The sequence below is a fragment of the Methyloversatilis sp. XJ19-13 genome (assembly GCF_024580155.1).
Lineage (GTDB): Bacteria > Pseudomonadota > Gammaproteobacteria > Burkholderiales > Rhodocyclaceae > Methyloversatilis.
On sequence record NZ_JANINH010000002.1, the window covers coordinates 133,898 to 160,235 of the forward strand.

At 63.0% G+C, this 26,338-nt stretch carries 32 protein-coding genes and 1 tRNA gene; 13 read left to right on the forward strand and 20 right to left on the reverse strand.

The genetic code is table 11. The features are described 5' to 3' along the window. Positions 1 to 8: 8 nt before the first annotated feature. The 6 genes from NMQ14_RS03155 to NMQ14_RS03180 form a co-directional block, all read right to left on the reverse strand. Complete coding sequence (locus NMQ14_RS03155) at positions 9 to 671, reverse strand: FecR family protein (protein WP_257093418.1); 663 nt, start codon at positions 669 to 671, stop codon at positions 9 to 11. A 300-nt stretch (positions 672 to 971) separates the two neighbouring features. After that, positions 972 to 1,454, reverse strand: coding sequence for an MOSC domain-containing protein (locus NMQ14_RS03160; RefSeq protein ID WP_257081705.1), 483 nt, complete (start codon positions 1,452 to 1,454; stop codon positions 972 to 974). A gap of 38 nt (positions 1,455 to 1,492) precedes the next feature. After that, positions 1,493 to 2,950 carry a DNA polymerase Y family protein gene (locus NMQ14_RS03165; RefSeq protein ID WP_257093420.1) on the reverse strand — a complete coding sequence of 486 codons (1,458 nt, stop codon included), beginning with the start codon at positions 2,948 to 2,950 and terminating at the stop codon, positions 1,493 to 1,495. Positions 2,951 to 3,152: 202 nt separating this feature from the next. Then, positions 3,153 to 3,842: a translesion DNA synthesis-associated protein ImuA gene (gene imuA, locus NMQ14_RS03170; protein ID WP_257093421.1), complete on the reverse strand. Its 690-nt coding sequence runs from the start codon at positions 3,840 to 3,842 to the stop codon at positions 3,153 to 3,155. 4 nt (positions 3,843 to 3,846) lie between these two features. Then, positions 3,847 to 4,455, reverse strand: coding sequence for a transcriptional repressor LexA (lexA, locus tag NMQ14_RS03175; RefSeq protein WP_257093423.1), 609 nt, complete (start codon positions 4,453 to 4,455; stop codon positions 3,847 to 3,849). Between the two features lie 355 nt (positions 4,456 to 4,810). Then, positions 4,811 to 5,548 (reverse strand): FxDxF family PEP-CTERM protein, encoded by a 738-nt coding sequence (locus NMQ14_RS03180; RefSeq protein ID WP_257093425.1) that lies wholly within the window; start codon positions 5,546 to 5,548, stop codon positions 4,811 to 4,813. A gap of 176 nt (positions 5,549 to 5,724) precedes the next feature. Here NMQ14_RS03180 and NMQ14_RS03185 point away from each other — a divergent pair, with 176 nt between their 5' ends. The 7 genes from NMQ14_RS03185 to NMQ14_RS03215 all read left to right on the forward strand — a co-directional run bounded on the left by NMQ14_RS03185 (position 5,725) and on the right by NMQ14_RS03215 (position 9,829). Beyond that, entirely contained in the window at positions 5,725 to 6,240 is a 516-nt protein-coding gene (locus NMQ14_RS03185; RefSeq protein ID WP_257093427.1) for a peroxiredoxin, read from the forward strand. After that, positions 6,206 to 6,685 (forward strand): peptidylprolyl isomerase, encoded by a 480-nt coding sequence (locus tag NMQ14_RS03190; protein WP_069037435.1) that lies wholly within the window; start codon positions 6,206 to 6,208, stop codon positions 6,683 to 6,685. The genes NMQ14_RS03185 and NMQ14_RS03190 overlap by 35 nt, the downstream gene beginning before the upstream one ends. Positions 6,686 to 6,769: 84 nt before the next feature. After that, entirely contained in the window at positions 6,770 to 7,786 is a 1,017-nt protein-coding gene (gene galE, locus NMQ14_RS03195; protein ID WP_257093429.1) for a UDP-glucose 4-epimerase GalE, read from the forward strand. A 124-nt stretch (positions 7,787 to 7,910) separates the two neighbouring features. Next, positions 7,911 to 8,153 carry a hypothetical protein gene (locus NMQ14_RS03200; RefSeq protein WP_069037433.1) on the forward strand — a complete coding sequence of 81 codons (243 nt, stop codon included), beginning with the start codon at positions 7,911 to 7,913 and terminating at the stop codon, positions 8,151 to 8,153. A 58-nt stretch (positions 8,154 to 8,211) separates the two neighbouring features. Next, positions 8,212 to 8,697: a type II secretion system protein gene (locus NMQ14_RS03205; RefSeq protein ID WP_257093431.1), complete on the forward strand. Its 486-nt coding sequence runs from the start codon at positions 8,212 to 8,214 to the stop codon at positions 8,695 to 8,697. Continuing rightward, positions 8,698 to 9,084: a type II secretion system protein gene (locus tag NMQ14_RS03210; protein ID WP_257093433.1), complete on the forward strand. Its 387-nt coding sequence runs from the start codon at positions 8,698 to 8,700 to the stop codon at positions 9,082 to 9,084. Between the two features lie 4 nt (positions 9,085 to 9,088). Beyond that, on the forward strand, positions 9,089 to 9,829 hold the full coding sequence (locus tag NMQ14_RS03215) for a general secretion pathway protein (protein ID WP_257093435.1): 741 nt from the start codon (positions 9,089 to 9,091) through the stop codon (positions 9,827 to 9,829). A gap of 18 nt (positions 9,830 to 9,847) precedes the next feature. On the opposite strand, the gene NMQ14_RS03220 is transcribed toward NMQ14_RS03215, so the two are convergent. The 5 genes from NMQ14_RS03220 to NMQ14_RS03240 form a co-directional block, all read right to left on the reverse strand. Beyond that, complete coding sequence (locus NMQ14_RS03220; protein WP_257081694.1) at positions 9,848 to 10,336, reverse strand: DUF456 domain-containing protein; 489 nt, start codon at positions 10,334 to 10,336, stop codon at positions 9,848 to 9,850. Further along, the gene (locus NMQ14_RS03225; RefSeq protein WP_257093437.1) at positions 10,333 to 11,451 is read right to left on the reverse strand and encodes a YbdK family carboxylate-amine ligase; all 1,119 of its coding nucleotides are present in this window, start codon (positions 11,449 to 11,451) and stop codon (positions 10,333 to 10,335) included. Before NMQ14_RS03225 ends, NMQ14_RS03220 begins: the two co-directional genes overlap by 4 nt. Further along, positions 11,451 to 12,644, reverse strand: a complete 1,194-nt coding sequence (locus NMQ14_RS03230) for a cation:proton antiporter (RefSeq protein WP_257093438.1) — start codon at positions 12,642 to 12,644, stop codon at positions 11,451 to 11,453. Before NMQ14_RS03230 ends, NMQ14_RS03225 begins: the two co-directional genes overlap by 1 nt. A 184-nt stretch (positions 12,645 to 12,828) precedes the next feature. Next, complete coding sequence (locus tag NMQ14_RS03235; RefSeq protein WP_257093440.1) at positions 12,829 to 14,364, reverse strand: fumarate hydratase; 1,536 nt, start codon at positions 14,362 to 14,364, stop codon at positions 12,829 to 12,831. Between the two features lie 48 nt (positions 14,365 to 14,412). Beyond that, positions 14,413 to 14,937, reverse strand: a complete 525-nt coding sequence (locus tag NMQ14_RS03240; RefSeq protein ID WP_257081689.1) for a TIGR00645 family protein — start codon at positions 14,935 to 14,937, stop codon at positions 14,413 to 14,415. Between the two features lie 217 nt (positions 14,938 to 15,154). On the opposite strand from NMQ14_RS03240, the gene acs reads away from it, so the two are divergent. The 6 genes from acs (at position 15,155) to NMQ14_RS03270 (ending at position 21,677) form a co-directional block, all read left to right on the forward strand. Further along, positions 15,155 to 17,125: an acetate--CoA ligase gene (gene acs, locus NMQ14_RS03245; protein ID WP_257093442.1), complete on the forward strand. Its 1,971-nt coding sequence runs from the start codon at positions 15,155 to 15,157 to the stop codon at positions 17,123 to 17,125. Positions 17,126 to 17,268: 143 nt separating this feature from the next. Continuing rightward, on the forward strand, positions 17,269 to 17,583 hold the full coding sequence (locus NMQ14_RS03250; protein ID WP_373457173.1) for a DUF4212 domain-containing protein: 315 nt from the start codon (positions 17,269 to 17,271) through the stop codon (positions 17,581 to 17,583). A 2-nt stretch (positions 17,584 to 17,585) separates the two neighbouring features. Then, a complete protein-coding gene (locus tag NMQ14_RS03255) occupies positions 17,586 to 19,655 on the forward strand; it encodes a sodium:solute symporter family protein (RefSeq protein WP_257093444.1) in 2,070 nt (689 codons plus the stop codon). A gap of 42 nt (positions 19,656 to 19,697) precedes the next feature. Continuing rightward, positions 19,698 to 19,787 (forward strand) — tRNA-Ser (locus NMQ14_RS03260). 434 nt (positions 19,788 to 20,221) lie between these two features. Then, on the forward strand, positions 20,222 to 20,785 hold the full coding sequence (locus NMQ14_RS03265) for a hypothetical protein (RefSeq protein WP_257093447.1): 564 nt from the start codon (positions 20,222 to 20,224) through the stop codon (positions 20,783 to 20,785). A 211-nt stretch (positions 20,786 to 20,996) separates the two neighbouring features. After that, positions 20,997 to 21,677, forward strand: coding sequence for a hypothetical protein (locus NMQ14_RS03270; RefSeq protein WP_257093449.1), 681 nt, complete (start codon positions 20,997 to 20,999; stop codon positions 21,675 to 21,677). A 15-nt stretch (positions 21,678 to 21,692) separates the two neighbouring features. Here NMQ14_RS03270 and NMQ14_RS03275 read toward each other — a convergent pair whose 3' ends face one another. From NMQ14_RS03275 to NMQ14_RS03315, 9 genes are all read right to left on the reverse strand, one after another. Beyond that, entirely contained in the window at positions 21,693 to 21,971 is a 279-nt protein-coding gene (locus NMQ14_RS03275; protein ID WP_257093451.1) for a hypothetical protein, read from the reverse strand. After that, positions 21,968 to 22,396: a DUF5681 domain-containing protein gene (locus tag NMQ14_RS03280; RefSeq protein WP_257093454.1), complete on the reverse strand. Its 429-nt coding sequence runs from the start codon at positions 22,394 to 22,396 to the stop codon at positions 21,968 to 21,970. The genes NMQ14_RS03275 and NMQ14_RS03280 overlap by 4 nt, the downstream gene beginning before the upstream one ends. Before the next feature lie 30 nt (positions 22,397 to 22,426). Continuing rightward, on the reverse strand, positions 22,427 to 22,681 hold the full coding sequence (locus NMQ14_RS03285; RefSeq protein ID WP_257093456.1) for a hypothetical protein: 255 nt from the start codon (positions 22,679 to 22,681) through the stop codon (positions 22,427 to 22,429). Between the two features lie 3 nt (positions 22,682 to 22,684). After that, on the reverse strand, positions 22,685 to 23,602 hold the full coding sequence (locus tag NMQ14_RS03290) for a hypothetical protein (protein WP_257093458.1): 918 nt from the start codon (positions 23,600 to 23,602) through the stop codon (positions 22,685 to 22,687). Then, positions 23,595 to 24,065: a hypothetical protein gene (locus NMQ14_RS03295; protein ID WP_257093460.1), complete on the reverse strand. Its 471-nt coding sequence runs from the start codon at positions 24,063 to 24,065 to the stop codon at positions 23,595 to 23,597. Before NMQ14_RS03295 ends, NMQ14_RS03290 begins: the two co-directional genes overlap by 8 nt. A 74-nt stretch (positions 24,066 to 24,139) precedes the next feature. Further along, positions 24,140 to 24,607 (reverse strand): hypothetical protein, encoded by a 468-nt coding sequence (locus NMQ14_RS03300; protein ID WP_257093462.1) that lies wholly within the window; start codon positions 24,605 to 24,607, stop codon positions 24,140 to 24,142. Then, the gene (locus NMQ14_RS03305; RefSeq protein WP_257093464.1) at positions 24,604 to 25,713 is read right to left on the reverse strand and encodes a hypothetical protein; all 1,110 of its coding nucleotides are present in this window, start codon (positions 25,711 to 25,713) and stop codon (positions 24,604 to 24,606) included. The genes NMQ14_RS03300 and NMQ14_RS03305 overlap by 4 nt, the downstream gene beginning before the upstream one ends. Next, positions 25,710 to 26,087: a helix-turn-helix domain-containing protein gene (locus NMQ14_RS03310; protein WP_257093466.1), complete on the reverse strand. Its 378-nt coding sequence runs from the start codon at positions 26,085 to 26,087 to the stop codon at positions 25,710 to 25,712. The genes NMQ14_RS03305 and NMQ14_RS03310 overlap by 4 nt, the downstream gene beginning before the upstream one ends. After that, entirely contained in the window at positions 26,084 to 26,281 is a 198-nt protein-coding gene (locus tag NMQ14_RS03315; protein ID WP_257093468.1) for an AlpA family transcriptional regulator, read from the reverse strand. The genes NMQ14_RS03310 and NMQ14_RS03315 overlap by 4 nt, the downstream gene beginning before the upstream one ends. Between the last annotated feature and the right edge of the window lie 57 nt (positions 26,282 to 26,338).

The window sequence follows — 26,338 nt, forward strand, 5'->3', positions numbered from 1 at the left end:
GGCGGTGCTCAGTACCCTTCGCCTGGTGGCCAGCCGACACCGGCGAAGGGCGGCTTGCGGCCGACCAGTCCTTCAAGCAGGGTCAGCTCAGCATCCGTGTGGTTGATCAGCTTGGCGGCCGACATCATGTCGCCGCCCGGCTTGTCGCGCAGCCACATCGGCTTGTCGTGATGGCGGGTCTGGATGGTTTCGGTCTGCCCCGGGTCACCGTTGCGCGCGATGACGGCTTCGCCGTAGCACAGACAGAAGTAGGTCTGGTCCTCGGCCGTTTCGATATAGCAACCAGTGCCCCGGATACCGATGGTGGCCGCCGGGGTCGCGACTCGCCGCTGGCCGCGATCGAACACCGACAGCAGGCGGCCGGTGATGACGCGCATCAGGTCGGCGGCAACGCCGCTGCCGAAGGCGACATGCGAGTTGCCACGCTGCATGAACGCGTCGCGGCCTATCACGTAGATCGCTTCCGACCCCGCGCCGGTGCGTACCGTGTCGCCCGGATGTACCGGCATGCCGAATTTCGCCGGCACGCCGTTGATCGTCACGTTGCCACGGAAACCGCGCAGCCCGGGGCGGTCGTCGCGGGCCAGCGCCTCGCGTACCAGCGTGTCCAGTGCCAGCGGGGCGGCACTGCCGGCCACCAGCAAGCGCGTGAGCATGCGTCGTCTGTCCATCCGGCTGTCTCCCTGTTGTGTTGGGGCGAATTATGGCCTGCGCGGCAGACTGCCGGACGCATTCATCCTGAAAACCTCGGCTGACCGCTTGCCATACTCTTCAAAGCCCTGGCCGTCGCGTCGGTTGTGGTTCTCCGGAGCTTCACCTTTCGGATGAGACCTGCGAGGCCGCGGGCATGGCCGGCGGGCCGCCCGACCGCGTTGCGCGTCCTTGCTGGGCGCCATCCTGCCGCGTCCTCGCGCCTTGCCGTGCTCTCCGCCAAACCTGCTCACGGCGCCGATCAACTGATGTCTTCAGGTTCAATCGTCGCCGGCAAGCACGGCGTCACCCAGACCGACACGACCGCTGCGCAGTACCCGTGCAGTGATGCCGCCATGTCCGCGCATCGCGTTGTAGCCGCCACGGCCCAGATTGCTTTCCATGCGCGAGCAGGGGTCGCAGGTGCCGGTGTATTCCAGCAGCGCTTCGCCCAGCTGGAAGCGGCGGCCCTTCAGCGCCAGAAGATTGATGCCGCTGACCACGATGTTGCGCCGCACCTGTTCCGGGCTGACGACATCCGTACCGAGCAGGCCGGCTACCGTCTGCAGGTGCTCGGCCTGTATCAGCGTGACCTGGCGCTTGCCGCCCGGGCTGGCGTAGTGGTCGCCTTCCAGCCCGAGTGCCTCGATGGCCTGTACCGATTCGACCGGTTGCAGCGGCTTCAGTCGCGCCGGCCTTACCCCGATCCAGGTCACGCAGCCTGGTTGGGCGAAGGTGGATTTCAATGTTTCCAGGGTGTTCATGTGCGCTCGCGATATCGGTCATCCAGGCGGATGCTACTTCACGCGAACAGCCCGTGCAGATACCAGCGGTGTGGCGGCAAGTGCTCGCGGTAGATCCACAACTGAGCGTGATCGGTGCCCAGCGCGACGAAATAGTCGCGCAGCGCGTCGCCCGGACTGGCTTCCCCATCGGTGTCCCACCAGCCGGATTCGATGCGTTCGGGGCCGCTGACCAGTTCGAGCGGTCCGCCGCGCCACGGCTGGTTGCGGAGGGTCTGCAGCAACCGGGGTTCGGGCAGCAGCCAGAGCGGGCGTCTGCCGCCTTGCGCAGCGGCGGACGTGCCCGGACCGGGCTCGACCTGCTGCTGCGACCGTTCCGGCCGGTGGTCGGCGCAGGCGGACAGTGCGTACACCCGGTCAGGTCCAAGCCGGGCGCGCAGGTGTTCGATCAGAAGCCTGCCGGCTTCCTGCCGCCGGGCGGGCGAGGGGGCCAGTGGGCCGAACAGGTCTTCGCTGCGCCCAGCCAGTTCGATCCAGTGCGCAGCCTTCAGACGCAGCGCACCGACGGCTTCGGGCAAGGCGAGCCGTGCCAGATGTTCGCGCGTCAGCAGCGCCATGCGACGGGCGTCGCGCGATGGCGTGCCCAGTGTCAGCGTCAGTACGGTCGGCGGATGATGTTCGTGTTCCAGTTCGAGCCGGCAGCTTTCGATGCCGGCATGCACGGCGGCCAGCTGCGTGCAGCAGGCGTTGAACAGCCGGTTGGCCGCGAACAGCAGCACGTCAATGTCGTGTCGCGGTATCGGTAGTTCGAGCCGGCTGTCGATCTGCGGTGGTGTCTCGAAATACGGCCGCGGATCAGGTTGCTGGCCAAGCGCCTGGTCGAGCAGGCGGCGCAGTCCGGCAGCATCGCGTCGTGCCAGGGCATCGCGCGGCAGTTTCATCACCTCACCCACGGTACGCAGGCCGCTGTCGGCAAGCAGGGCGAGCAGTGACGCATCGGCTTCCATCGCACGCAGCGGCAAGGCGGCCAGGGCTTCGGCCAGGGCGTGATCATCGTCTGCGACGCACTGACCGGGCGCGGCGCGCGCCAGCCAGCGTGCCGCGCGCGGGGTGGGGGCGCAGGCGCTCAGCGCCCGGAAACCGGCCGCAGCCAGATCGCTGCGCAGATGGCGCAGCAGGGCGTCGAGCCCGCCGAACAGCCGCGTGCTGCCGGCAATGTCGAGCAGCAGGCCGTCATCTTCCAGCACGACCCGCGGTGTGTAGCGCAGCGTACAGCCCGCAGCTTCACGCAGTGCAGAGCGCTCGGCCTCGGAGGATTTCGGTCGTACGAGCAGATCCGGGGCTATTGCCAGTGCGTCGGCCACGCCCTGTCCGGGGCGCACGCCCTGTGCCAGTGCCGTCGCGTCCAGCGCGCACACGCGCTGCCGGTGCGCCACAGCCAGCGGACGGGTGTGCGAAGGGTTGCGGAACAGGGCCTGCATGGGCCAGTCGGGAAAGACGAGTGCCAGCCAGCGCATGATCCTGAAAACCTCATTTGACCGCTCACCATGTTTTTGAATTGAAAGTCTTTGCCAGCGACACTGTCGTCGTATTCCGGAGCGTCACCCTCCGGCTGCGAACGCTTCGATGCCGCGTGCACGGCTGGCGGGGCGCCCCGCGAACCATGCTCACGACGCCGATCAACCGTCGTTCTCAGGATGATTTGTGACGGCAGGGGCTTCATGCGATCAGCACCAGCGCGGGTGGAGCAGCACAGCGCGTCGGTGCCATGGCCGGCGGCGCATCGAAACCTGCTCCCTGCAGGTAGAGCGGCTGGTTTGCCGGTGCACCGCGCCGTTTCAGGATGTCGATGCGCAGCACGCCGGCTGCGCGGGCCGACAGCTGCAGCCGCAGTGCCGCAGGCGAGGCGTGCTGTGCCTGCGGCAGCGGACGGAACAGGATGAGCGGAATCGCCGCCTCGCGTACCGCCAGCTGCAGCCGTCGCAGCAGTGCATTGTCGACGCGGTCGAGCCAGCCGACGACAACCGAGCAGACGCCTGAACGCAATGCCTGGCGCATTGCCCAAACCCGCTCACCCGCTGTATCTGCCCGTACCACGATCAAGTGCCGGGACCGTACGCCGGCTGCCGCCAGCGCAGACACGCCGGGCAGATGTGGTGGCGCCACCCAGACCCGCCAGTTGCCCTCCGTTTCGGCTCTGGCCAGCAAAGGCATCAGCAGCGACAGTTCGCCGTGGCCGCTGCAATCGGTCAGCAGTTCGGTCATTTCGCCGACCGGCCAGCCCTGGCCCGGCAGAGCGTGATCCAGCATGGCATGACCGGTCGGGATGCCGTTCGGTACGCTCGGTGACACGTCGCCGGCTCGCCAGAGGGACGGGTGCCGCAAGAGGCTGAACGCTCGCGTGGTCATTGCGTCAAACCAGGCTGCCGTTGCGGATCAGCCCCACCACCACGCCCTCGATCACCAGCGGATCGCGCTGCGTATCGATCACGATGGGTTGGAACTCCGGGTTTTCAGGCAGCAGTTCGACGCGTGAGCCGAGCCGTTTCAAACGCTTCACGGTCACTTCTTCGCTCAGGCGGGCGACGATGATCTGGCCATTCACCGCTTCGTTCGTGGCATGGATAGCGAGCAGGTCGCCATCGAGGATGCCGGCGTCGCGCATGCTCTGGCCGCGCACCCGCAGAAGGTAGTCGGCACGGGGTGAAAACATTGCCGGGTCGAGCTGGTAGCGCCCCTGCACATGCGCATCGGCCAGTATCGGGCTGCCTGCCGCCACCCGGCCGATCAGCGGGATGCCTGGAGATTCGGTCAGCCGGATGCCGCGTGCACGACCTTCGTCCAGACTGATGACGCCCTTGCGTGCCAGCGCCCGCAGATGGCTTTCTGCGGCATTGGGGGAGCGGAAACCGAATGCCTGCGCGATTTCTGCCCGGGTGGGCGGGCTGCCGCGTTCGCTGACGGCATCGCGTATCAGTTGCAGGATCTGTTGCTGACGGGCCGTCAGGACGCTTGAGACCATGGTTCGGTACAGGAATGTTCGTTGACTGTATTTTTATACAGTTATCGATCACCCTGCAAGCGCTTTGCACTGCGGAAAACCAAATGTCGAGATTTGTTACACGTCAAAATCGAGGCGAAGGTACCCTGAAATGGTTTTTTTTGAAGTGAACTTTATTTCAAGGCCATGAATTAAATAAACTTTATTTTAAATTCGGATGGTTTCAGCACTTTGTGACTGTCTGTGCCCTACGACTTAGGTCATGCATCCAGGCGTCGAAGTTTCTGACAGTGCTGCATTGCAGCGAACTTTCCGGGGTCTTCCAGACAACAAAAAAGCACCCGAAGGTGCTTTCTTGTTGAAGGGCTGAAGCCGATCAGCTCATGCGACGCTTTGCCATCAGACCGATCATGCCCAAGCCAGCCAGCATCATCAGGTAGGTGTCCGCTTCCGGCACGACTGCGATCGGTGCCGTGGTCGACACCAGTGCGAAAACGCCACCACCGGAGCCCGTGGCCGTACCGGTTACCTTGTAGTAGTAATCGCCTGCAGCCAGCGAGCTGGCCGTGAAACTGCTGCTGCCGAAGCCATAGGCCGACACGAAAGCGTCAGTTGCACCCATATCCTTGTACAGATAAACGATGCCGTCGGAAATGTTCAGGAAGGAGAGCACCTCGACGGACGAGATGGACGTTGTCAAGGAGGTGACCGACGTCAGCGAGAATTCGAAAATTTCCGAAAAAGCGCCTGCAGCGATAGTCGGAATCGCTGTTTCGATGGAGTCATGAACACCCCAGTCTGTTGCAGCCTGGGCGCCTGATACGGCGAACAAGCCGGTTACGGCTACTGCCAGTAGAGATTTCTTCATTTCCGTACCTTTCAAGAAAGTGACAGATCGCAAAACAAATTTTTGCAAGAACGACTGTCTGACACAACCATTCGAGACGCTTTCAATTGCAACTGCATGAAACCGGACTCTCTGTGATTGCCTCGGGTGACAGGCGGTCGATCCCGGAGGTTGACAAGCAAGCGGCGTGCCGTCAGGTGGCAGCGATAGTCCGGATTCTGGATTGTTTCCCAAGTTCATGAAATAAAAAGGTTTGTCGTTCTTCACCCTGAATCGGCCCGCATGTGGCCCTGTGCTTGATCTGTGCTTCATGCCCTTTTTTGTGCACAGCAGCGTCAGCTTTTCTTACAGCGCCTTCATGACTTGTCGCCGGATTGCGCTGGTAGAATCCGCCGCATCATCCGGGAGCCGTTATGCGCGCCGTGCGCGGCAGGGAGGTGTGCATGCTGAATGCAGGACAACCCGCTCCGCTGTTCGAGTTGCCGGACGCCGATTTCGAACTGTTCGATCTGCGCGAACAGATGGCGCGGCATCTGACAGTGCTCTACTTCTATATCAAGGACGACACGCCGGGATGCACCGCCCAGGCGATCGAATTCAGCGATCTCGAAGAACATTTCCGGAACTGCGGCTGCATCGTCGTGGGGATCAGTCGCGATGAGTTGTTCACTCATGCAGAATTCCGCGACAGGCATGGACTGGCGTTCAGGTTGCTGTCCGATGTCGACGCCGAGGTCAGCCGGCGCTATGGTGCGTGGCGCGAACGCGAGGTCGAAGGCCGGTCACGTTTCTGCATGACCCGCTCGACCTTCATCATCGACCGGAAAGGTGTCATACGTTACGCGCAATACGGCGTGAATCCGCGCGGGCACGCAGGAGAAATCCTCGAATGCGTGCGCGCACTCCATACGAAAGGAATCAGGAATGCTCATCACCAAGGACTCGGTCGTCACTCTTAAATACAGCGTGACCGATCCGGACGGAAATCTGGTCGACTCGGGTGCTGCGCCGCTCGCCTATCTGCATGGCGGTTATGGCGGCATCTTCCAGCCGATCGAGGAAGCGCTCGAAGGCCAGGCCGTCGGCTATGAAGTGGTCGTCAAGCTGCAACCGGAAGATGCGTTCGGCGAGTACGACGAAGAACTGGTGGAGATCGAGTCGCGCTCGAACTTCCCGGAGAACATCGAAGTCGGTATGCAGTTCGAGCGCGTCAGTCCGGATGGCGAGGAAGAAGGTCTGTACACCGTCACCGACATCACCGATGACCGTATCGTGATCGACGGCAATCACCCGCTGGCCGGCACCGCACTGGTGTTCTCCTGCACCGTGGCCGAAATCCGGAAGGCGTCGGCGGAAGAGCTGACGCACGGTCACGTGCACGGCGAGCACGGTCACCAGCACTGATCCTTCCCCGACGGGCGGCCGTTGTGCGGCCCGTCGCCTCCGACTCCATTGCGGAGTTCCAGTTTTTCCTTTCCGGGAGCATCCATGTCGCGCGTGCTGGTCACCGGGGGTGCGGGCTATATCGGCTCGCATACCTGCATCGAACTCATGTCGGCCGGCCACGATGTGGTCGTGGTCGACAACCTGTGCAACAGCAAGTACGAGTCGCTGCGGCGCGTCGGACAGATCGCCGGTCGCCCGGTCGAGGCGTTCGTGCAGGCCGATGTCCGTGACCGCGCTGCGCTGCGCGCTGTGTTCTCGGCACACGCGATCGACGCGGTCATCCATTTCGCCGGCCTGAAGGCCGTCGGCGAGTCGGTCGCCAAACCGCTCGAGTACTACGACAACAATGTCAGCGGCACCGTGGCGTTGTGCGAGGTGATGGCCGAAGCCGGCGTGAAGACGCTGGCCTTCTCGTCCTCGGCCACGGTCTATGGCGATCCGGCATCGGTGCCGATCCGTGAGGACTTTCCGACCGGCCCGACCAACCCTTACGGATGTTCCAAGTGGATGGTCGAGCACGTGCTGCGCGACCTCAGTGCAGCCGATCCTTCGTGGCGCATCGCGCTGCTGCGCTACTTCAACCCGGTCGGCGCGCATGAATCCGGCCTGATCGGCGAAGACCCGAACGGCCTGCCCAACAACCTGATGCCCTTCGTGAGCCAGGTGGCCGTCGGCAAGCTGGCGCGGCTGCGCGTGTTCGGCGGCGACTGGCCGACACCCGACGGCACCGGTGTGCGCGACTACATCCACGTGCTTGATCTGGCGCAAGGCCATGTGCGGGCCATTGACTATCTTCAGAAGCAGGCTGGCCTGCTGACGGTGAACCTGGGTACCGGACGAGGCTACAGCGTGCTCGACGTGGTACGTGCCTTCGAAATTGCCAGTGGCCGGCCGGTGCCGTACGACATCGTCGAGCGCAGGCCGGGTGACATCGCCCAGTGCTACGCCGAACCCGGCCTCGCAAACCGGCTTCTGGGCTGGGTTGCAGCGCGGGATCTTACGCAGATGTGCGCCGATGCCTGGAACTGGCAGCACAACAACCCTGAGGGCTACGCCTGACAAGGCTTTGCCGAAACCGGATCGAGAACAGGGTTACAGCGCGATAGATGGACGCAGGAATTTCGTGTTAGATCACGCTGTAACCGTTTTGCCATCTTCACCAAATCGACCCGGGAGAGCGTTCATGCACCTGCAAGCCGTGTTCGAAAAAGCCCACGCCACAGCCAATGAATCCAGCGCGGAAATCTTCCGCCAGTTGCTCGACGCACTCGAACACGACGCACCTTTCGACCTGCAGCAGCTGTACCGGCTGTCCTACGGCGATTTCGATATTGCACTCAATGCACTGCGCGAGTGGCGTTCCCAGCGCTACGTCTGGATGCTCGAACACGAAGGCGTCCAGCCCTGGCGCAGCCACCTGAGCTGAACCCTGCCTGCGCGGGACCTGTCACGGCATCGTGATGGGGTTGTGTTAACCTCGGCTCATGCTTCGCTGTTCACGTCTCTCCCGCGGTTTTACATTGATCGAGCTGATGGTGGTGATCGCCATCATCGGCGTGCTCGCCACCATGGCCATGCCGATGGTGGAACTGGCACGCGTGCGTGCCGATGAATCCGAACTGCGCACCGCGCTGCGGCAGATCCGCACGGCGCTCGACGACTACCGCAAGGCCTGGGATGAAGGCCGCATCGAGAAGAAGGTGGGTGCCAGTGGCTACCCACCCAGCCTCGACGTACTGGTCAACGGCGTGAAGGACGTCAAGCAGCCGAACGACGTCAAGATCTATTTCCTGCGCCGCATCCCGCGTGACCCCTTTCACACCGACAAGAGCACGCCGGCGGAACAGACCTGGGGGCTGCGCAGCTATGCCAGCCCGCCTGACGAGCCGACGCCGGGCGCCGATGTCTTCGACGTGTTCTCGCTGTCCGGCCGCACTGGCCTGAACGGCATTGCCTACCGGAACTGGTGAATGCGCAAGCCCCTGTTTTCACGTGGTTTCACGCTGATCGAACTGCTGGTCGTCATGGCCATCATCGCGGTGCTGCTGACACTGGCCGCGCCGCGCTACTTCGAACACCTCGACCGCTCGCGCGAAGCCACGCTGAAACAGACGCTGGCCGTTACGCGCGATGCGATCGACAAGTTCCGCGGGGATCGCGGTGCATATCCGCAAAGCCTGCAGGAACTGGTCGAACGCCAGTATCTGCGCAAGTTGCCGTTTGACCCGGTGACCGACAGCGCCGACACCTGGATCGTCGTGCCGCCGCGTGACAGCGCGACCGACGGCGGCGTGGCCGACCTGAAGAGCGGGGCCGAAGGCACGTCGCGCGACGGCACGGCCTTTTCCGAGCTGTGATCCGATGAGCGGGCGCGTTCGCCGGTCGACGTCGCAGCGCGGGTTTTCCTATCTGCTGCTGCTGTTTGCCGTCGCCGCCCTCGGTATTGCCAGCGCCGGCAGTGCGCTGCTGTGGAGCACGCTGGCGCAGACCGATCGCGAGCGCGAGCTGCTGTTCATCGGCGGCGAGTTTTCGCGTGCGTTGCAGCGCTACTTCGACGCGTCGCCCGCCGAACCCAAGCGCTATCCCGCCACCCTGCAGGATCTGCTGGAAGACAAGCGCCAGCCGACACCGCTGCGCCACCTGCGCAAGCTCTATTTCGATCCGATGACGCGCAGTCAGGACTGGGGTCTGGTCATCAGCGGCGGGCAGATCCGCGCGGTCTACAGCAAGTCGGAACAACCGGCCCGCATCACGCTGCTGCCGGCCTGGGTCGATGCCACCGGCGACAAGGTCGCCAGCTCGCTGAAGAATGCGGCACCGGTACCGGCACCGGGTGCCGTCGTGTCGTCCGCCGCGCCCACCGCGCTCAACGCCACGCCGGTGGCACGCGGCAAGCCTGGTGAGCGCCGCCATGCTGACTGGTTGTTCGTGCCGATGCCCAGCGGCGGTACGGCGGCGAATGCCGCAGCAGGCGGAACCGGAGCGGGCGGGCCCGCAGGTGGTTCGTCCGACGCAGGCTCGCCGACCGACCCTGCCAGTTCGTCAGGCACGCCCGGACGTTCGCTGCAGGAGATCTATACCGGCGGCAACAGGCCGCAGTGACCGGCGCCGGTCGGTAAGTCAGAACAGCCAGGCGGCCAGCGCGATGCCCAGCATCATGAACGCAATGGCGACCTTGGCGACAGCGGCCAGCAGCATGCCCAGCCAGGTGGCCAGCCCGACGCGCGCCGCCTGAAGCGCATCGCGGCGGGCGATGAATTCGCCGATCGCCGCGCCTGCCAGCGGCGCAAACAGCAGTCCGATCAATCCGCCGAACAACCCGACCACGGTGCCGATGGCTGCCCCGACGAGTGCCAGCGGACTGGCGCCGACCCGCTGGGCGCCGATCACGCTGGCTGCGAAGTCGATCAGCCAGGCCAGTACGGCGAGGGCGCCGAGCACGGCGAGTGTCACGCCGCCGATACGCTGGAAATCGTCCAGCCAGGCCACCATCAGCAGGCCACCGAACACCAGCGGAATGCCGGGCAGGGCGGGCAGCACGACGCCGGCCAGCCCGACCAGAACCAGCAGGCCGGCGATCAGCCACAACAGCAGATCGGCCGCGCTCATTGCGCGAAAGCCGCGACAGCGTCGTCGACCACGGCCAGCAGGTTGCGCGATCGGGCATGGACTGCGCGCAGGCGGGTGGCATCGTTGCCGCCGCCCCTGACCATGCGGTGCAGGGATTCAAGCGCGGCGCGGCTGCCCAGGGCGTCGGCTGCCGGGGCAAGGCGTTCCAGCGTGAGCGCAATGTCGTCCCGTAGCGGCAGCGCGGCGTGGCTGCGCGGATGCACCATCAGGCCATCCAGGCCGAAGCGGCAGGCCTGGAAGCGGTTGTAGGTGTACACGAGGTAGTCGTCCTCCAGTGGATCGGGTTCGTCGCCGGCCAGGATGCTGCAGCACAGCGCCTGCAGATAGACCGCAATCGCGGCGGCGCGCTCCACGGTCAGCGGCGTGTCGCACACGCGCAGCTCGATCGTGCCGTATTCCGGCTTGGGACGGATGTCCCAGTAGAAATCCTTCATGCTGCGCACGATGCCGGTGTCTTCCATCTTCGAGAAGTAATCGCGCTCGAAGCGCCCCCAGTCGAGCACGAAGGGGGCGCGACCGCTGAGCGGAAAGGCGAACACGGAATTGAGTCGGGCCGAATCGAACAGCGTGTCGCTGCCCTGCGAGAACGGCGACGACGCCGACAGCGCGATGAAGTGCGGCACATAACGATTCAATGCGTGCAGCACGCGCAGCGCGCTGTCGGCGTCCGGCATGCCGATATGTACATGTTGGCCGAACACGGTGAATTGCTTGGCCAGATAGCCGTACAGCCCCGACAGGTGCTGGAAGCGCGGCGTCGAGAAGATGCGCCGCTCGGTCCAGTGCTGGAAGGGGTGTGTGCCACCGCCGCACAGCGACACGTTGAGCCGGGCCGATGCGGCAAGCAGCACATCGCGCATCGCTTCGAGCTGCTTCAGCAGACCGGCGTGATGATCATGGATGTCGGTGGCCACCTCGATCATGCAGTCGGTCATTTCCGGCTTGATGTCACCCGGAAAGCGGGTGCGTTGCGCCAGTTCAAGCAGGTCGGTGGCCGCCGAGGCGAGGTCGCGATCGTGTTCGCCGACCAGCTGCAGCTCCAGCTCGACGCCCATGCTGAGCGCCGACGAGGCGTGGAAGGTTTCGAGTAGCATCAGGCGCGCTCCTCATGCTGCGTTTCGCCGGCCAGCATCAGCGCCCACTGGGCAAACAGCGGTCCGACGAACTCCATCACGATGACCATGCCGGCGATCGCTGACAGTGCGCCTTCGGCAAGACCGAAGCCGGCACTGCGACTGTATTCGAGCAGCAGCAGCGCAAAGGTCGACAGCGGTGCCAGCGCGAAGCCGGTCAGCGCCCCCTTGCGCGTGCTGGTGCCACTGACATGGGCGAACGCAGCGGTCGCCGCCACCTTGGCGGCGATGCGCCCGGCGGACATCAGCACCGCCAGCGCCAGCGCAGTCGCGGTGGTGGGCCAGGTTGCCATCCCTGCGACGAATACGAACAGGAACACCGTCAGCAGATCGCCCAGCACCCCGAAGTTGCGTTGCGCCGGCGTCAGCAGCAGCTTGCGGCGGCGGATCAGGATGCCCAACGTCAATGCGGCGAGCAGCGGCGACACGTTGACGCCCTGGGTCAGCAACGTCACCAGCATGACCGCCAGCGCGAACACCGTCGTCACACCGCGTTCGTCGGCGCGCAGCCGGCGCAGCAGCCAGGGCAGGGGAATGCCGATCAGGATGCCGCAGCCGACCGAAACCGCGAGGATGGCCGCACTGTTCCACAGCGCATTGACCACGCTGCCCGACGCCAGCAGTTGCCAGTAGCCGATGGCGCCCTTCATCAGCAGCACCGAAATCAGGCAGTTGATTGCGCACAGGTGCAGCGCGCGTTCGGTCACCTGACCGGAGCAGCGCAGGTCATTCACCACCCGCACCAGTGCGGCGGGCGAGGTCGCGACCGACAGCGCGCCCAGCACCATGGCGATATCGTCCGGCTGCCCCATGGCGAGTGCGATGCCGCGCACCACGAAGAAGGTCAGCAGTGATTCCGCAATACCGCTGACCAGCAGCCACGGGTTGTTGACCAGCCAGCGCAGATTGATACGGTGACCCAACTCGAACAGGAAGAGGCCGAGCGCGAAATTGGCCAGGAAAGACAGCGCGGCAGTGGTTTGAGCGTCGGCCTGAACGGTGTTGAGCGCGCTGCTGACGATGCCGGCAAGCGAGTAGGCGCACACTCGCGGCACGCTCAGGCCGCGATGTGCCAACTCGCCCGCCAGCCACGCGACCAGCAGCACCGCCGGCCAGCCGACCAGCTCGAAAATGCGTCCGGCTTCAAAAACCATGGCGCGCCCTCCTGATTGCGCGTGATACGCGCACATGCAAGGAGCCGCACCCTTCGAGGTGCGGCGGCGGAGTGTTCGGGGGAGTCGGGCCGCTCTGCACGCGGCCTCTGGTATGAGCGGTACCGGCAAGCGCCGGTCCGCGGTTACAGGCTCTGTTACATCCGTTGCGGGACGCGCAACCGTATCACACGGTGGCGACCGGAATCTTGCCGATCCGTGCCTGCCATTCCTTCGGCCCGGTGTCGTGCACCGAGGTGCCGCCCGCATCCACCGCCACGGTGACCGGCATGTCGACCACGTCGAACTCGTAGATCGCTTCCATGCCCATGTCCGCGAAACCGAGCACGCGCGCACCCTTGATCGCCTTCGACACGAGATAGGCGGCGCCGCCCACCGCCATCAGGTAGGCGCTCTTGTGCTTGCGGATGGCCTCGATCGCGACCGGGCCGCGCTCGGCCTTGCCGACCATCGCGATAAGACCCGTCTGCGCCAACATCATTTCGGTGAACTTGTCCATGCGCGTCGCCGTCGTCGGGCCGGCCGGGCCGACCACTTCGTCGCGCACCGGATCGACCGGGCCGACGTAGTAGATGACGCGGTTGGCGAAATCGACCGGCAGCTTTTCGCCCTTCGCCAGCATGTCGGCGATGCGCTTGTGCGCGGCATCGCGACCGGTCAGCATCTTGCCGTTCAGCAGCAGGGTCTGGCCCGGCTTCCACGACGCCACCTCAGCCGGTGTCAGCGTGTTCAGGTCGACCCGCTTCGAATTCTTCGTGTCCGGCTGCCAGGTCACGTCCGGCCAGTCTTCCAGGCGCGGCGCTTCGAGCACGGCCGGCCCGGAGCCATCGAGATGGAAATGCACGTGGCGGGTGGCTGCACAGTTCGGAATCATGGCCACCGGCAGCGACGCGGCGTGCGTCGGGTAGTCGAGAATCTTCACGTCGAGCACGGTGGCCAGGCCACCCAGTCCCTGGGCGCCGATGCCCAGCGCGTTCACCTTCTCCATCAGTTCCAGCCGCAGTTCTTCGACGCGCGTGAGCTTTTCGCCGCGCGCCGCCTTCTCAGCCAGGAACTGGATGTTGATCGGCTCCATCAGCGATTCCTTGGCCAGCAGCATGGCCTTTTCCGGCGTGCCGCCGATGCCGATGCCCAGCATGCCCGGCGGGCACCAGCCGGCGCCCATGGTCGGCACCGTCTTGAGTACCCAGTCCACGATGGAATCGGACGGGTTCAGCATGACCATCTTGGACTTGTTTTCCGAGCCGCCGCCCTTGGCGGCACAGATCACCTCGACGTGGTCACCCGGCACGATTTCGTAGTGGATGACGGCCGGCGTGTTGTCCTTCGAATTCTTCCGTGCGCCCGCCGGGTCGAGCAGCACCGAGGCGCGCAGCGTGTTGTCCGGGTGCAGATAGGCGCGGCGCACGCCTTCGTTGACCATGTCGGTCACATTCATCGTGGCGTCCCAGCGCACGTTCATGCCCACCTTCAGGAAGACCACGGCGATTCCCGTATCCTGGCAGATCGGCCGGCGACCTTCGGCGCACATGCGCGAATTGGTCAGGATCTGCGCGATCGCATCCTTCGCCGCCGGCGACTGTTCCCGCTCGTACGCCGCACCCAGCGCCTGGATGTAGTCCAGCGGGTGATAACAGGAAATGAACTGGAAGGCGTCGGCGATCGACTGGATGAAATCGTCCTGACGGATGGGCTGGCTCATGGGAAAGGTCCTCTTGAAGCGGCCGCGGATGGCGGCCAGTCACGACGCTCAGTGATGCTGCCTGTTCAGCAGCAGCGTTTGCGTCATCAGCTTGTCGGTGTAGGCCATGGCGAGTGCCGACACGACGAACACCATGTGAATCACCACCTGCCACAGCACGACGCGGTCGGTCAGCTGCTCGGCGTTGATGAAGGTTTTCAGCAGGTGGATGGCCGAAATGCCGATCAGCGCAGTGGCCAGCTTCACCTTGAGCACGCCGGCGTTCACGTGCGACAGCCATTCCGGCTGGTCCGGGTGGTCTTCGAGATTGAGCCGTGACACGAAGGTTTCGTAGCCGCCGACGATCACCATGATCAGCAGGTTGGCGATCATCACCACGTCGATCAGGCCCAGCACGATGAGCATGATGTCGTTTTCGCTGAGCGACCCGATCTTGTGGATCAGGTGCGACAGCTCGACCATGAACAGGTAAACGTACACGGCCTGCGCCACGATCAGACCGAAGTAGAGCGGCGCCTGCAACCAGCGGCTGGCGAAGATCATGCTTTTCAGTACACGTCCTAGATTGAGCATATTTGACGCAAGTCGGGCAAAAGATCGAGCGCGATATTACCATCCGCACCTGACGGTCCCGGCGGGTGACACTTCAGTAAGGGCGTTGTAAGCCCTCCGGGCTGTAATAAATGGAATTCGAGCGCACCCATGCGCCTGACTTCGGCCCACAAGGCCGTGCTTGCATTGCTGCGTGAGCCCGCAAGCGTGCAGATTTTGATTCGATGGAGGAGGTTGTATGTCCGAAGCATCCGAAGTTCACGTGTATCACCCCCCGCAGGCGCTGGTCGACGGCGCCGCCGTGTCCGGCATGGACGCCTACCGCGCGCTGTGTGCTGAAGCCGAGCGCGACTACGAAGGCTACTGGGCGCGCCTTGCGCGCGAACACGTGAGCTGGCAGACGCCGTTTACCCGTACGCTGAACGAAGACAACCGGCCGTTCTTCAAGTGGTTCGAGGACGGCAAGCTGAACGTGTCCTACAACTGTCTCGACCGCAACGTCGAAGCCGGTCTGGGCGACAAGACAGCCATCATTTTCGAAGCCGACGGCGGCGCTGTCACCCGGGTTACCTACAGCGACCTGCTGGAGCGCGTGTGCAAGCTGGCCAATGCGCTGCGCGCCAAGGGCGTGAAGAAGGGTGACCGGGTCGTCATCTACATGCCGATGTCGATCGAGGGCATCGTGGCCATGCAGGCCTGCGCCCGCATCGGCGCCACCCACTCGGTGGTGTTCGGCGGCTTTTCGGCGCAGTCGCTGCGCGACCGCATCAGCGACGCCGGTGCGGTCATGCTGATCACCGCCGACGAACAGTGCCGCGGCGGCAAGAACATTCCGCTCAAGCCCATCGTCGACGAGGCGTTCGGCATGGGTGGCTGCGAAGCCTGCTCGACCGTCATCGTCTTCAAGCGCACCGGCGGCACCTGCAACATGGTGGCCGGCCGCGACGTGTGGCTGCACGAAATCACCGAAGGCCAGGCTGCCACCTGCGCTCCGGAGTGGGTCGATGCCGAACACCCGCTGTTCCTGCTCTACACCTCCGGTTCGACCGGCAAGCCCAAGGGCGTGCAGCATTCGTCGGGCGGCTATCTGCTGCACGCCATCCTGACGATGAAGTGGACCTTCGACATCAAGCCGTCCGATGTCTTCTGGTGCACCGCCGACATCGGCTGGGTGACCGGCCATACCTACATCACCTACGGCCCGCTTGCCTGCGGCGCGACCGAAATCGTGTTCGAAGGCGTGCCGACCTATCCGGACGCCGGCCGCTTCTGGAAGATGATCCAGGACCACAAGGTGAGCGTGTTCTACACCGCGCCGACTGCCATCCGTTCGCTGATCAAGTCTGCCGACGCGAACGCTGCCGTGCATCCGAAGAGCTACGATCTTGGCAGCCTGCGCATCCTGGGTTCGGTCGGCGAGCCGATCAATCCGGCCGCCTGGGAGTGGTACTACGAGAACGTCGGTGGCAGCCGCTGCCCGATTGTCGATACCTTCTGGCAGACCGAAACCGGCGGCCACATGATCACGCCGATGCCGGGCGCCACGCCCATGATCCCCGGTTCGTGCACGCTGCCCTTCCCGGGTATCCAGGCCGCCGTCGTCGATGAAACCGGCAATGATGTTCCGTGGGGGCAGGGCGGCATTCTGGTGGTCAAGAAGCCGTGGCCGTCGATGATCCGCACGATCTACGGCGATCCGGACCGCTTCGTGAAGAGCTACTACCCGGCCGATTTCCAGGGGCGTTACTACCTGGCAGGCGACGGCGCCATCCGCGACGCCAAGACCGGCTACTTCACGATCACCGGCCGCATCGACGACGTGCTGAACGTATCCGGTCACCGCATGGGCACGATGGAAATCGAATCCGCACTGGTGTCGCATCCGCTGGTGGCTGAAGCCGCTGTGGTGGGGCGTCCGGACGATCTGACCGGCGAAGCGATCTGCGCCTTCGTCGTGCTGAAGCGTTCGCGTCCGACCGGCGACGAAGCCAAGCAGATCGCCACCGAGCTGCGCAACTGGGTGGGCAAGGAGATCGGCCCGATCGCCAAGCCGAAGGATCTGCGTTTCGGTGACAACCTGCCGAAGACCCGCTCGGGCAAGATCATGCGCCGCCTGCTGCGCTCGATCGCCAAGGGCGAGCAGATCACGCAGGACACCTCGACGCTGGAAAATCCGGCCATCCTCGAACAGCTGGCGCAAGCCCTCTGATCGAAAGCCGGGGGGCGGCGCATGCGCGCCGGCCCCCGGTGGCCGGGCGCCCGGCAAGTGACGAGTGGCCGGGCGTGCATCACCCCGATAACAACACGGGCAGGCGTCAATGGACTGCGTCTGCGGCAACACCCTGAAGCCCGTTGTCCCGATTACCGCGGCCTGATTTCACCGAACATGCTGCCGAGCCCACGCTGATGCAGTTGTCCGAACGCCATCGCGAGTACTGGCGCAGGAATCTTCGCGTCACGCTGGTGCTGCTCGTCATCTGGTTCACGGTCACCTTCGTGCCGGTGTTTTTCGCCCGCGAACTCAACGAATGGTCCTTCCTCGGCTGGCCGCTCGCCTTCTACATGGGCGCCCAGGGTTCGCTCATCGTCTACGTCCTGATCATCGGCTACTACGCGCGGGTGATGAACCGCTTTGACCGCGAGTACGGCGTGAACGAGGACGTCTGACCATGCCGCAGCGGCAGTCCGCGTTCTACCGCCAGCTCAAGAAGATGTACGCCTGGTACGCCGGCGGCTTCGCGATGTTCGTCGTGCTGCTGTCGCTGGCCGAAGGCATGGGCATGTCGTCGCGCTGGATCGGCTACGTGTTCATGTTTGCCACCATCGCGCTGTATGCCGGCATCGGCGTCATGAGCCGTACCGCCGACGTGTCGGAGTACTACGTCGCCGGCCGGCGTGTGCCCGCCATGTTCAACGGCATGGCGACCGGCGCGGACTGGATGTCGGCGGCGTCCTTCATCGGGCTGGCCGGCACGCTGTACTTCGGCGGCTATCAGGGACTGGCCTTCGTCATGGGCTGGACCGGTGGCTACTGCCTGGTGGCACTGCTGCTCGCACCCTATCTGCGCAAGTTCGGCGAATTCACCATCCCGGACTTTCTCGGCGCGCGCTACGGCGGCAACGCGGCACGCATGATCGGCGTGTTCGCCACGATCCTCGCGTCGTTCACCTATGTGGTGGCGCAGATCTATGGCGTCGGCCTGATCACCAGCCGCTTCGTCGGGCTGGAATTCGAAGTCGGCGTATTCGTCGGCCTGGCTGGCATCCTGGTGTGCTCCTTCCTCGGCGGCATGCGCGCCGTGACCTGGACCCAGGTGGCGCAGTACATCATCCTCATCGTGGCCTATCTGCTGCCGGTGGTCATCCTGTCCACCAAGGTGACCGGCGTGCCGGTGCCGCAGGCGGTGTATGGCGGCGTGCTGCAAAAGCTCACGACGACCGAGCAGACGCTGTTTTCGTCGCCGCGCGAGGTCGAGGTAAACGCCATGTACAAGGCGCGCGCCGAAGCCTTCGACGAAAAGATCAAGGGTTTGCCCGCTTCGCTTGAAGCCGAACGCGCTGCGCTGACCGTCCGGCTCGACGAGTTGAAGAAGGAGAACGCTTCGGCAAAGGACATTTCGTCGGCCGAAAAGGCGCTGAAGTACATGCCCAGGGACGAGGCCGACGCGCGCAAGCGCTGGACCGATGCGCGCACGGCGGCCATCGCAAAGTCGGCGCCGCCACTGCCGCACACCGCCGCCCATACCGGTCGCGACGAAGCCGAATCGAGCCGCAAGCGCCTCAATTTCATTGCGCTGGTGATCTGCCTGATGATAGGCACCGCCTCGCTGCCGCACATCCTGATGCGCTACTACACGACGCCCAGCGTCAAGGAAGCGCGCGAATCGGTGTTCTGGTCGCTGTTCTTCATCTTCCTGCTGTACGTCACCGCGCCGGCCTACGCCGTGTTCGCCAAATTCGAGATCTATACCAACCTGGTGGGTTCGACGATCTCGACCTTGCCCGGCTGGGTCGCCTCGTGGGGCAAGGTCGGGCTGGTGAAGATCGAGGACATCAACGGCGACGGCATCCTGCAACTGGCCGAACTGACCTTGAACACCGACGTGATCGTGCTCGCCACGCCGGAAATCGCCGGTCTGCCCTATGTGATTTCCGGTCTGGTCGCCGCCGGCGGTCTGGCCGCTGCGCTGTCCACCGCCGACGGCCTGCTGCTGACCATCGCCAATGCCATGTCGCACGACGTCTATTACAAAGTGATCGACCCGAACGCGTCGACCCAGCGCCGCCTGGTCATTTCCAAGGCGCTGCTGCTGGTGGTCGCACTGGTCGCCGCCTACACCGCATCGCTGAAGCCGGACAACATCCTGTTCATGGTCGGCCTGGCGTTTTCGATCGCGTCGTCCGCCTTCTTCCCCGCGCTGGTGTGCGGCGTGTTCTGGAAGCGTGCCAACAAGGCCGGCGCGGTCAGCGGCATGGTGGCCGGCCTCGGCATGTGCCTCTACTACGCATCGCTGACCCATCCGTTCTTCGGCGGCAGCATCGCCAACGCCTGGCTGGGCATCGAACCGATCTCCTGCGGCTTCTTCGGCATCCCGTTCGGCTTCGTCGTGCTGGTCATCGTCAGCCTGCTGACCCCGGCGCCCGACACCGCCACGCAGGAGTTGATCGAACACCTGCGCTACCCGCGCCTGCCGCATGACCGCATCGACCCACCGCCCGCGCGCAATCCGGACCCCTGACGGTCGCGCCCGGGCGCTTTCTGCTATAGTCGCGCGCTTCGCGGAGAGGTGGATGAGTGGTTTAAGTCGCACGCCTGGAAAGCGTGTTTAGGTGAAAACCTAACGCGGGTTCGAATCCCGCCCTCTCCGCCATGCATCAAGTGATCAAGCGCCTTTCGGGGCGCTTTTTTGTTGTACCCAACATCTTGGCCCACGAAAATAAAGCGGTTGTATCGGTGCCGCTGGATGGACGTCGAATATTTACCCTGCAACGCTTGCATGCCGTAGTAGTGGACAGTTACGCTATACGTTGTCGGTCACAGACGCTCTCAGTGATAGGCAAGCAGTAGTTTCACATCAATCACATCAAGTGTTTTATGAAGCCCATGCGTTCTAGTCTCCGCAAGCGTGCCCCTGTGCCGGCTACAGCAGTAGCGAAGTCACGCGAGCGGCTTATTGAGTCGGTAAAGGCGGTTACTTCAACCCCTGAGAGCCAGCAACGCGTGAAGAGGCTTGTTGATACTGTGCAGCGTGCTCGGACGGCACAGTTCCTTGAAAAGTATCGATCCGCCTAACGGCTCGGCACGTTGGGTCTAGACGAACTCCGCTTTGGCTTCCTGCCTGTCGACAAAGTCGCTCACGGCGAATTAGCAGGTTTTTCTTGCGGTAGCAGCAGTCTCGACGGCTTCCTTCAAGATTTCGCTCGTGAATATCACGAGAACCGTTTTGCCTTCACTAGCGTTGTTTTCCACGAAGATGTGGCAGGACCTGCCGGTTATTTCACGCTAGCGAACGACGCCATTCCGCTCAACGACTCCGAAGTTTTTGATCTTGGCTACTCGGCAGAGATCCGCCTAGCTTCGTTTCCTGCGGTCCGAATTTGTCGGCTGGCGGTTAGGGAAGACCTTCAGGGCGCAGGTACTGGGGCGGCGATTCTGAGAATCGTGTTTGGCGCGGTGCTTGGTGGCGTAGAGATATCCGCTGCTCGCCTTGTGACGGTTGACGCTAAAAATGATGAACGGGTTACCCGCTTCTATGGGCGCAACGGCTTCGAGCGGAGCCTGTGGGCGGAAAAGCAGGCCGGTCACAACAGACGAAAAAACATTCGCCCAGAAACTGTCAAAATGATCTGTGACATTTTGAAGCGCTAGCGTGCGTGCGCGAATTGCTTGATCGTAGAAAAGGTTGTGGGATGGGATGTTGCCCGGTGGTTCGGTTACGTGTTTCGGGTAACGATTGACGGCTGCAGCCAAGTATTGTCGGTATAGCGAAGGCTCGGGCCGCTGAAACAGTCCGGCTTAAAGCAAAGGTTCTGATGAAACCCGGGCGCTTCAAGCTGCCACCGTTTGCGGAGCTTCGGTTATGGATGAAGGCAACTCATTCGCTACATTGATCAACGAGTGGCGCGATGGCCCCGCGTCGTTATGGTTTGTTCCCTTCGATGCGAGCATGTTTCTTTGCGAGTCGGCCCCGGTTGCTCGGCGAACAAACATGCAACTTGGGCTCAAGCTTGATCACAAAAACGATTTGCTTCGCGCACCAGATGATTCGCTGCGGGCGTCCGACTTTCGCATGACAGTTTTTCGAGCTGAAGACGAGCACGCCCTTGGTAAGCTCACATTCTGGCCGGCTTATCAGACGTCATATGATGGCAGCGCATCGTCAGTACTTATAGAGGTCAAAGTCCCTGCATCCACGTTTGACCTCGTTTTGTCACACCTGATGAATGGACGGCTGCCCGGTTCTATTACGGTCGATGTTGAGGGGCTCCAGCGTGGTTCGGGCTTCGATCCGGAATACATCTTCCCAACTCCGGATTCAGTAAGTTTCAAGGTTGTAGGCGTGTCGTTTGCCCTGCCACTCATCGAGGCTCGGCCAAGTGACGACGAGTCCGAACAACCCGTGCGCCTGTCACCTGCAAGCAGCGATGACGTAAGCAAAGTATCAATGGCGCTAGAAAAGATTCGTGTAACGCTTATCGAGCGGAGCCGATTAGTCGTAATTTGGCTGGCAATTCTCACCCTTGTCGCACTTTTTAAGTGACTGCTTGGCCGTGCGTTAAAGCTCCAGTTCTGTTTCGTCCAGCCACGCGGCCGCGACACCCGTCTTCCCCGCGGCCTTGTAACGTTCGATGCACTCGCCGCGGGCGCGGTCCATAAAAGCCGCTTCTGATTCGTCGGCCTCTCGGAATATTGCCGGCCCGCCGCCACACAAGCAGCGGACCACCCGCTTGTTGCTGGTGACCGGATCGACGGTGACTGCAAAACTCGCAAAAAACAGTTCCACGCCCTCGGTTGCCTTCACTTCCAGCTTTTCGATACGTCGCTTCACGTTCATTTCTTCGCCTCCAGTGCAGCGATGCGCCGCTCCAGTTCCTCGGTTTCGATGGCCTTCCTGCGCGTTTCAATGATGCCCGCCAGTATCTGACCTTCCCCGGGTAGCAGTTCGCCGCACCCAACGGCCTCCAGTACCGACTGCTGCGCTTTGCTTACGCCATCCGCCGTCGCTGTGTCAGGTAGGTCTAGCGCGATTGGCCGCTCACGCACGGGCGGGGCAAGTCGCTCGATAACTAGGCGTGCTGCCGCCAAGTCTCCCGCCTCCGCCAGTTCAATCACTTTCTTGGTGATGGCTTCGGCCCCGTCTTCCATCAGCGCCAGCACCATCCTTGTTGCCTTATTTCGGGTTCCGGGCGGTTTGCCGGCCACGTTTCCGGATTGCCCGGGCTTCCAAGTGGTCGGGTTCGTGCTCGTGCGTTCTGTCATGCGTGATCCACTCCTGATTTTTCAGGCGGCTTAATGGGTAGCCGCCCTTGCGACGTCGAGTCCATACTCCTGCGCGCACGTCAGTAAGCCGGCTGCGTCAGCGACGTAAGCGGCTGTGTTTTCCTCCAGCATTCTTTGCAGCTCCGCCTGGTTGTGACCCGCTGCAATAAGATGCCCTGCGATGATCAAGAACATCTGCCGGTGCGCGCTCGCAACAATCTGCACACGGCGCTCTATCTCCAACGCCAGTTCGTGCGGGATGCCCGTGTAATCGTCATTGACCATGGCTCAGCTCCAAGAGCTATTCGGGCTGCCCCGCAGTTGAAGAGGGTTCCACCCGTTGTAGCTCGTGTTGCTGGCGTTCTGGTATATGCGGTTGTTGTTGCTGCTCAGTTCGAAGCCCTCGGACAGTGCGTTTGCAGCACCGCCTAGCGCATTCCCCCAGGCATTGGCCGCACCTATCTGACCCGCTGCTGTGGTGTTGCCCGCGCCGATGGTGTTCTGTGCCTGATTGTTCGCTGTCTGAATGCCCGCCATGCCGGTTTGCGTGGCTGCATTGAGGCCCATCTGCGACACGGACGTGAGGAAGTTCGCCACCCGCGATTTGTTCGTGTTGTCGCGGCTGAATGCCTCGTTGAACTTGGTCCCGGCGTAGTCCTGCCCAAACCGCTGCGCAGCCTTCAAAGCCTGTCCGGAGAAGTAGTTCCCGCCCGCAGCAGCACGACGGTCGAGCGCCTGATTGCCCTGATCCAGACCGAACTGATAGCCCGGATCGTTCTCAAGGTCGTCGCCTGTGAATTCCCGCAGGAGCGAGCCGTACTCACCGGAGTCCTTGATGCGGTTGTAGTCGGCAAGCGCGCGTTCATGCTCTTTGACCGCCGACTCATACGCACCGACGTCGTGCGAGTAGCCGTAGAAGCGCCCGGACTTGCCTATCTCGGGCTTCGTCACAAAATCGGACGCACTCGGCGCGCTCGGAGCACCACCAAGGCCCAGATACGCCATCAGCGCATTGTTCCCAAGGTTGCCGGACTCGCGATACGGTTGCAGGTCGCTGCGCATCTGCATGTTCGCCTGCCCCTGCTGTGCAGATGCTGCGCCCGCTGCGTTCGCTTGTGCTTTCGCGGCGCTCTTGGAGCCACCCGAGCCAATTGCACCGCCTAGAAGATTTCCGCCAACGCTGGCGCCAGTTTTTAGATCAGGCATGTTCAAACTCCTTTGTGAAGGTTTCGAATGTTTCGGAGTAAAGGCGCGCAACAGACGGGCCGTTCTCCATCGCGAAGCGCGGGCCGTGCTCGATCAGCAAGCAATGAAGCACGAGATCGAAGAACGCCGCTCTCCATACAAATGCGATGTCCAATCGCTCGCGCATGGCCTCCAGTTGGTTAGCGCTCTCCCACCTGACGACCAACGAGGCAAGCAAGGGTATGAAATCGCCGGAATTGGCGGCATAGAACGGATTGGAAGGAATGCCAACCAGTGACGCCCATATGGCGGAGAGCTTTTCCGACTGCGGCATATCGTCGCCGTCGTAGAAGTCATCCCATGCCTGCAGCAGGCCGTACATGTCGACAAGGAAACGAATAGCAGGCGGAGAAAGCGGCAACCCCGCCAGTGACTGGGATGCTTGGCTGGCACTCTCTTTGCACATGCACTCGGGACGGCTCATACCGCGAACCTCCGTTGCAGCGTTCGCCGGCTGACCGGGCTTTCGTGCTTTTGGCGGCGTCTGTCTTCGTTCCGTCATTGCTGATTCCTTTCTGAATTTGCAGTTATCGCGCCATCGCCATCGATCGGTAGTGGCTGCGCAAAGAGGTCGGGCGAAGCGACCTCGGCACCTAGTGCAGGGGGGCACGACGTGCCGGGGAGGGCGGCATCTGATGCAGGGGTTGTGGAATCCGTTGCCAGCGCATCGACAGCAGCGCGCAGCGGGTTGCCGGGCGGGCACTGAGAGCGCACCAGCGCGACCAGCAGGGTTAGCCGGTCTTGCATGCGTTCAACGGCGTGTGCGGCCTCTGGTGCGGTCACAAAGCTCAATTCATTGGCGAGCGCCGCGAAGTGGCACGGGTTCAGCCGCACATAGGCATCGTCGCCGCAGTTCGGGCAGTCGCCCTGCCACAGCACGAGGTCCATATCTCCGTTCGGGCCTTCCAGCCTGCCCATGCGCAGCCCCCAGTCCCGGAAGTCGAAGTCGTCAAGGTCGAGGCTCATTGCTTCACCTCCGACATCAAGAACTTGTAGCGGCTGGCTACCTTTCCGGCGCCACGCTGGATGAGTTCAATCACGCCGTCAGCCACCAATGCGGAGAGCATCTTGGATGCATCGGTGAAGTGCATCCCTATCAACTCACCCGCTTGACGCGCGCTGATGAAGAACGGGGCTTCACCCGCGTGCGCTTGAAGGGCCTCGCAAATACGGATCAGGCGATTACCGGCATCGCCATACCCAAGTGCGGCGATGTGAGGCGGCGTCGGGGCTGCAAAATCGATCCAGCCAAGGATCGTTTGCAAAGTTGCCCCATGAGGTTGCCGGACGGCCTCGTAACCCCGCAGGAAGTCGGCCCATGTTGTTCCGAAGTCGCGTGTGCCAATTACGGGGAGGGCCAGCCGGTGCCACTCTTGGACGAGGACCCTAAGCTCACTTCTGGTGGCGTCCGGACAACGGCCTTTTGCCCAGCGGGCCAAATCGAAGAGGCGGCGGTTTCGCTCCCCTTCGGAGTTCGGCAGCGTGTGCAGGGGGATACCTACAGAAGAGAACAGAGGATGACTGACGAGTTCTTCCGTCATCTTCTGTGCTTCTTCTGTAGGTGAGGCCGTGAGGGAATCAACGACCTCGGAGACGCCCGGCAACTGAACGAGCGGGCCATCGCGCAACACATGGCCGGTGACGGTCAGATAACGGCGGTCCGAATAGACCTCGCAGCGGACCGCTTCAACCACACCGCGACGGCCCCCGATATTCCGGCCGTAGCCAAAGCCCCGGAGCCCCTTGCCAGAGGGCGAGAGCTCGATGTAGTTGCAGCCGATCCGATCCATCAAGGACAAGGCCTCGTTCGATGGCTCCCCATCGGTTACGCACTTGTCGAGGTCGATTCCGACGATGCCATCAGCCGACAGAACGAAACCCACCCCGGAGTAACCGCCTTCCTCATAGGCGGTCTGTGCCATCTGGAAATGAGCCCAGGTATCCGGGTTAGTCACGCTGGCTTTGCGGTTGATCGCAGCGGGGCAGTAAGGCACCTTTGCACCGCGCCAAGTCACCCAGCGCGGCAGAGCGCGAAGCTCTGCCGGAATGCGGGTGAAGTTCGGGCGAATCACAGCGAGGCCCCGCGAAGAGGTGCCGCGAATCGCTGGCCGCGCTCACCCGCTGCTGCAATGTCTTCGGGCTTCATCGAGTAGTAGCCGATTTGAGCTATGCGACCGTGGCGGGTGCTGACACTCTTTTCGACAACTTGAATCGGCCAGCCGTCGGCCTTCAGGACATGAATGTGGTGAGCAAGGCGGCTTGATCCATGGTCGCGCCAGCAATCCAAGTGCGTAAGCGTTCGGCCGCTCAGAAGGTCGGCCAGAACGCCGCCCTTGACGGTTTCGCGCGACGGATAGCACAATGCCGTTGCCGATGCATTTGCAGTGACGTCAGAGCCCGCCCCCCAGCGGGCTTTGTCGTTTTTGGGGTCGATAGCCGTCATCATGCCGCGCTCCTGTTCGATTCAATCAGGGCGCTTACATGGGCTTCAACTTCCTTTGCCGGCCAGCCGGTCACGCCGGCGGAAACTTTGACCGGTCGGGGGAATTGCGGGTCAGTGTTAGACCACCGCCAAATGGTCGCGACGGATACGCCGTAAATCTCGGCCATCCGATGCACTCTGTAAAACTGATTGCTCATCTAAATCACCTCGCGAAATGCCGCGCTATGCGGCGTGACTCCGTCGAATTACTTGCG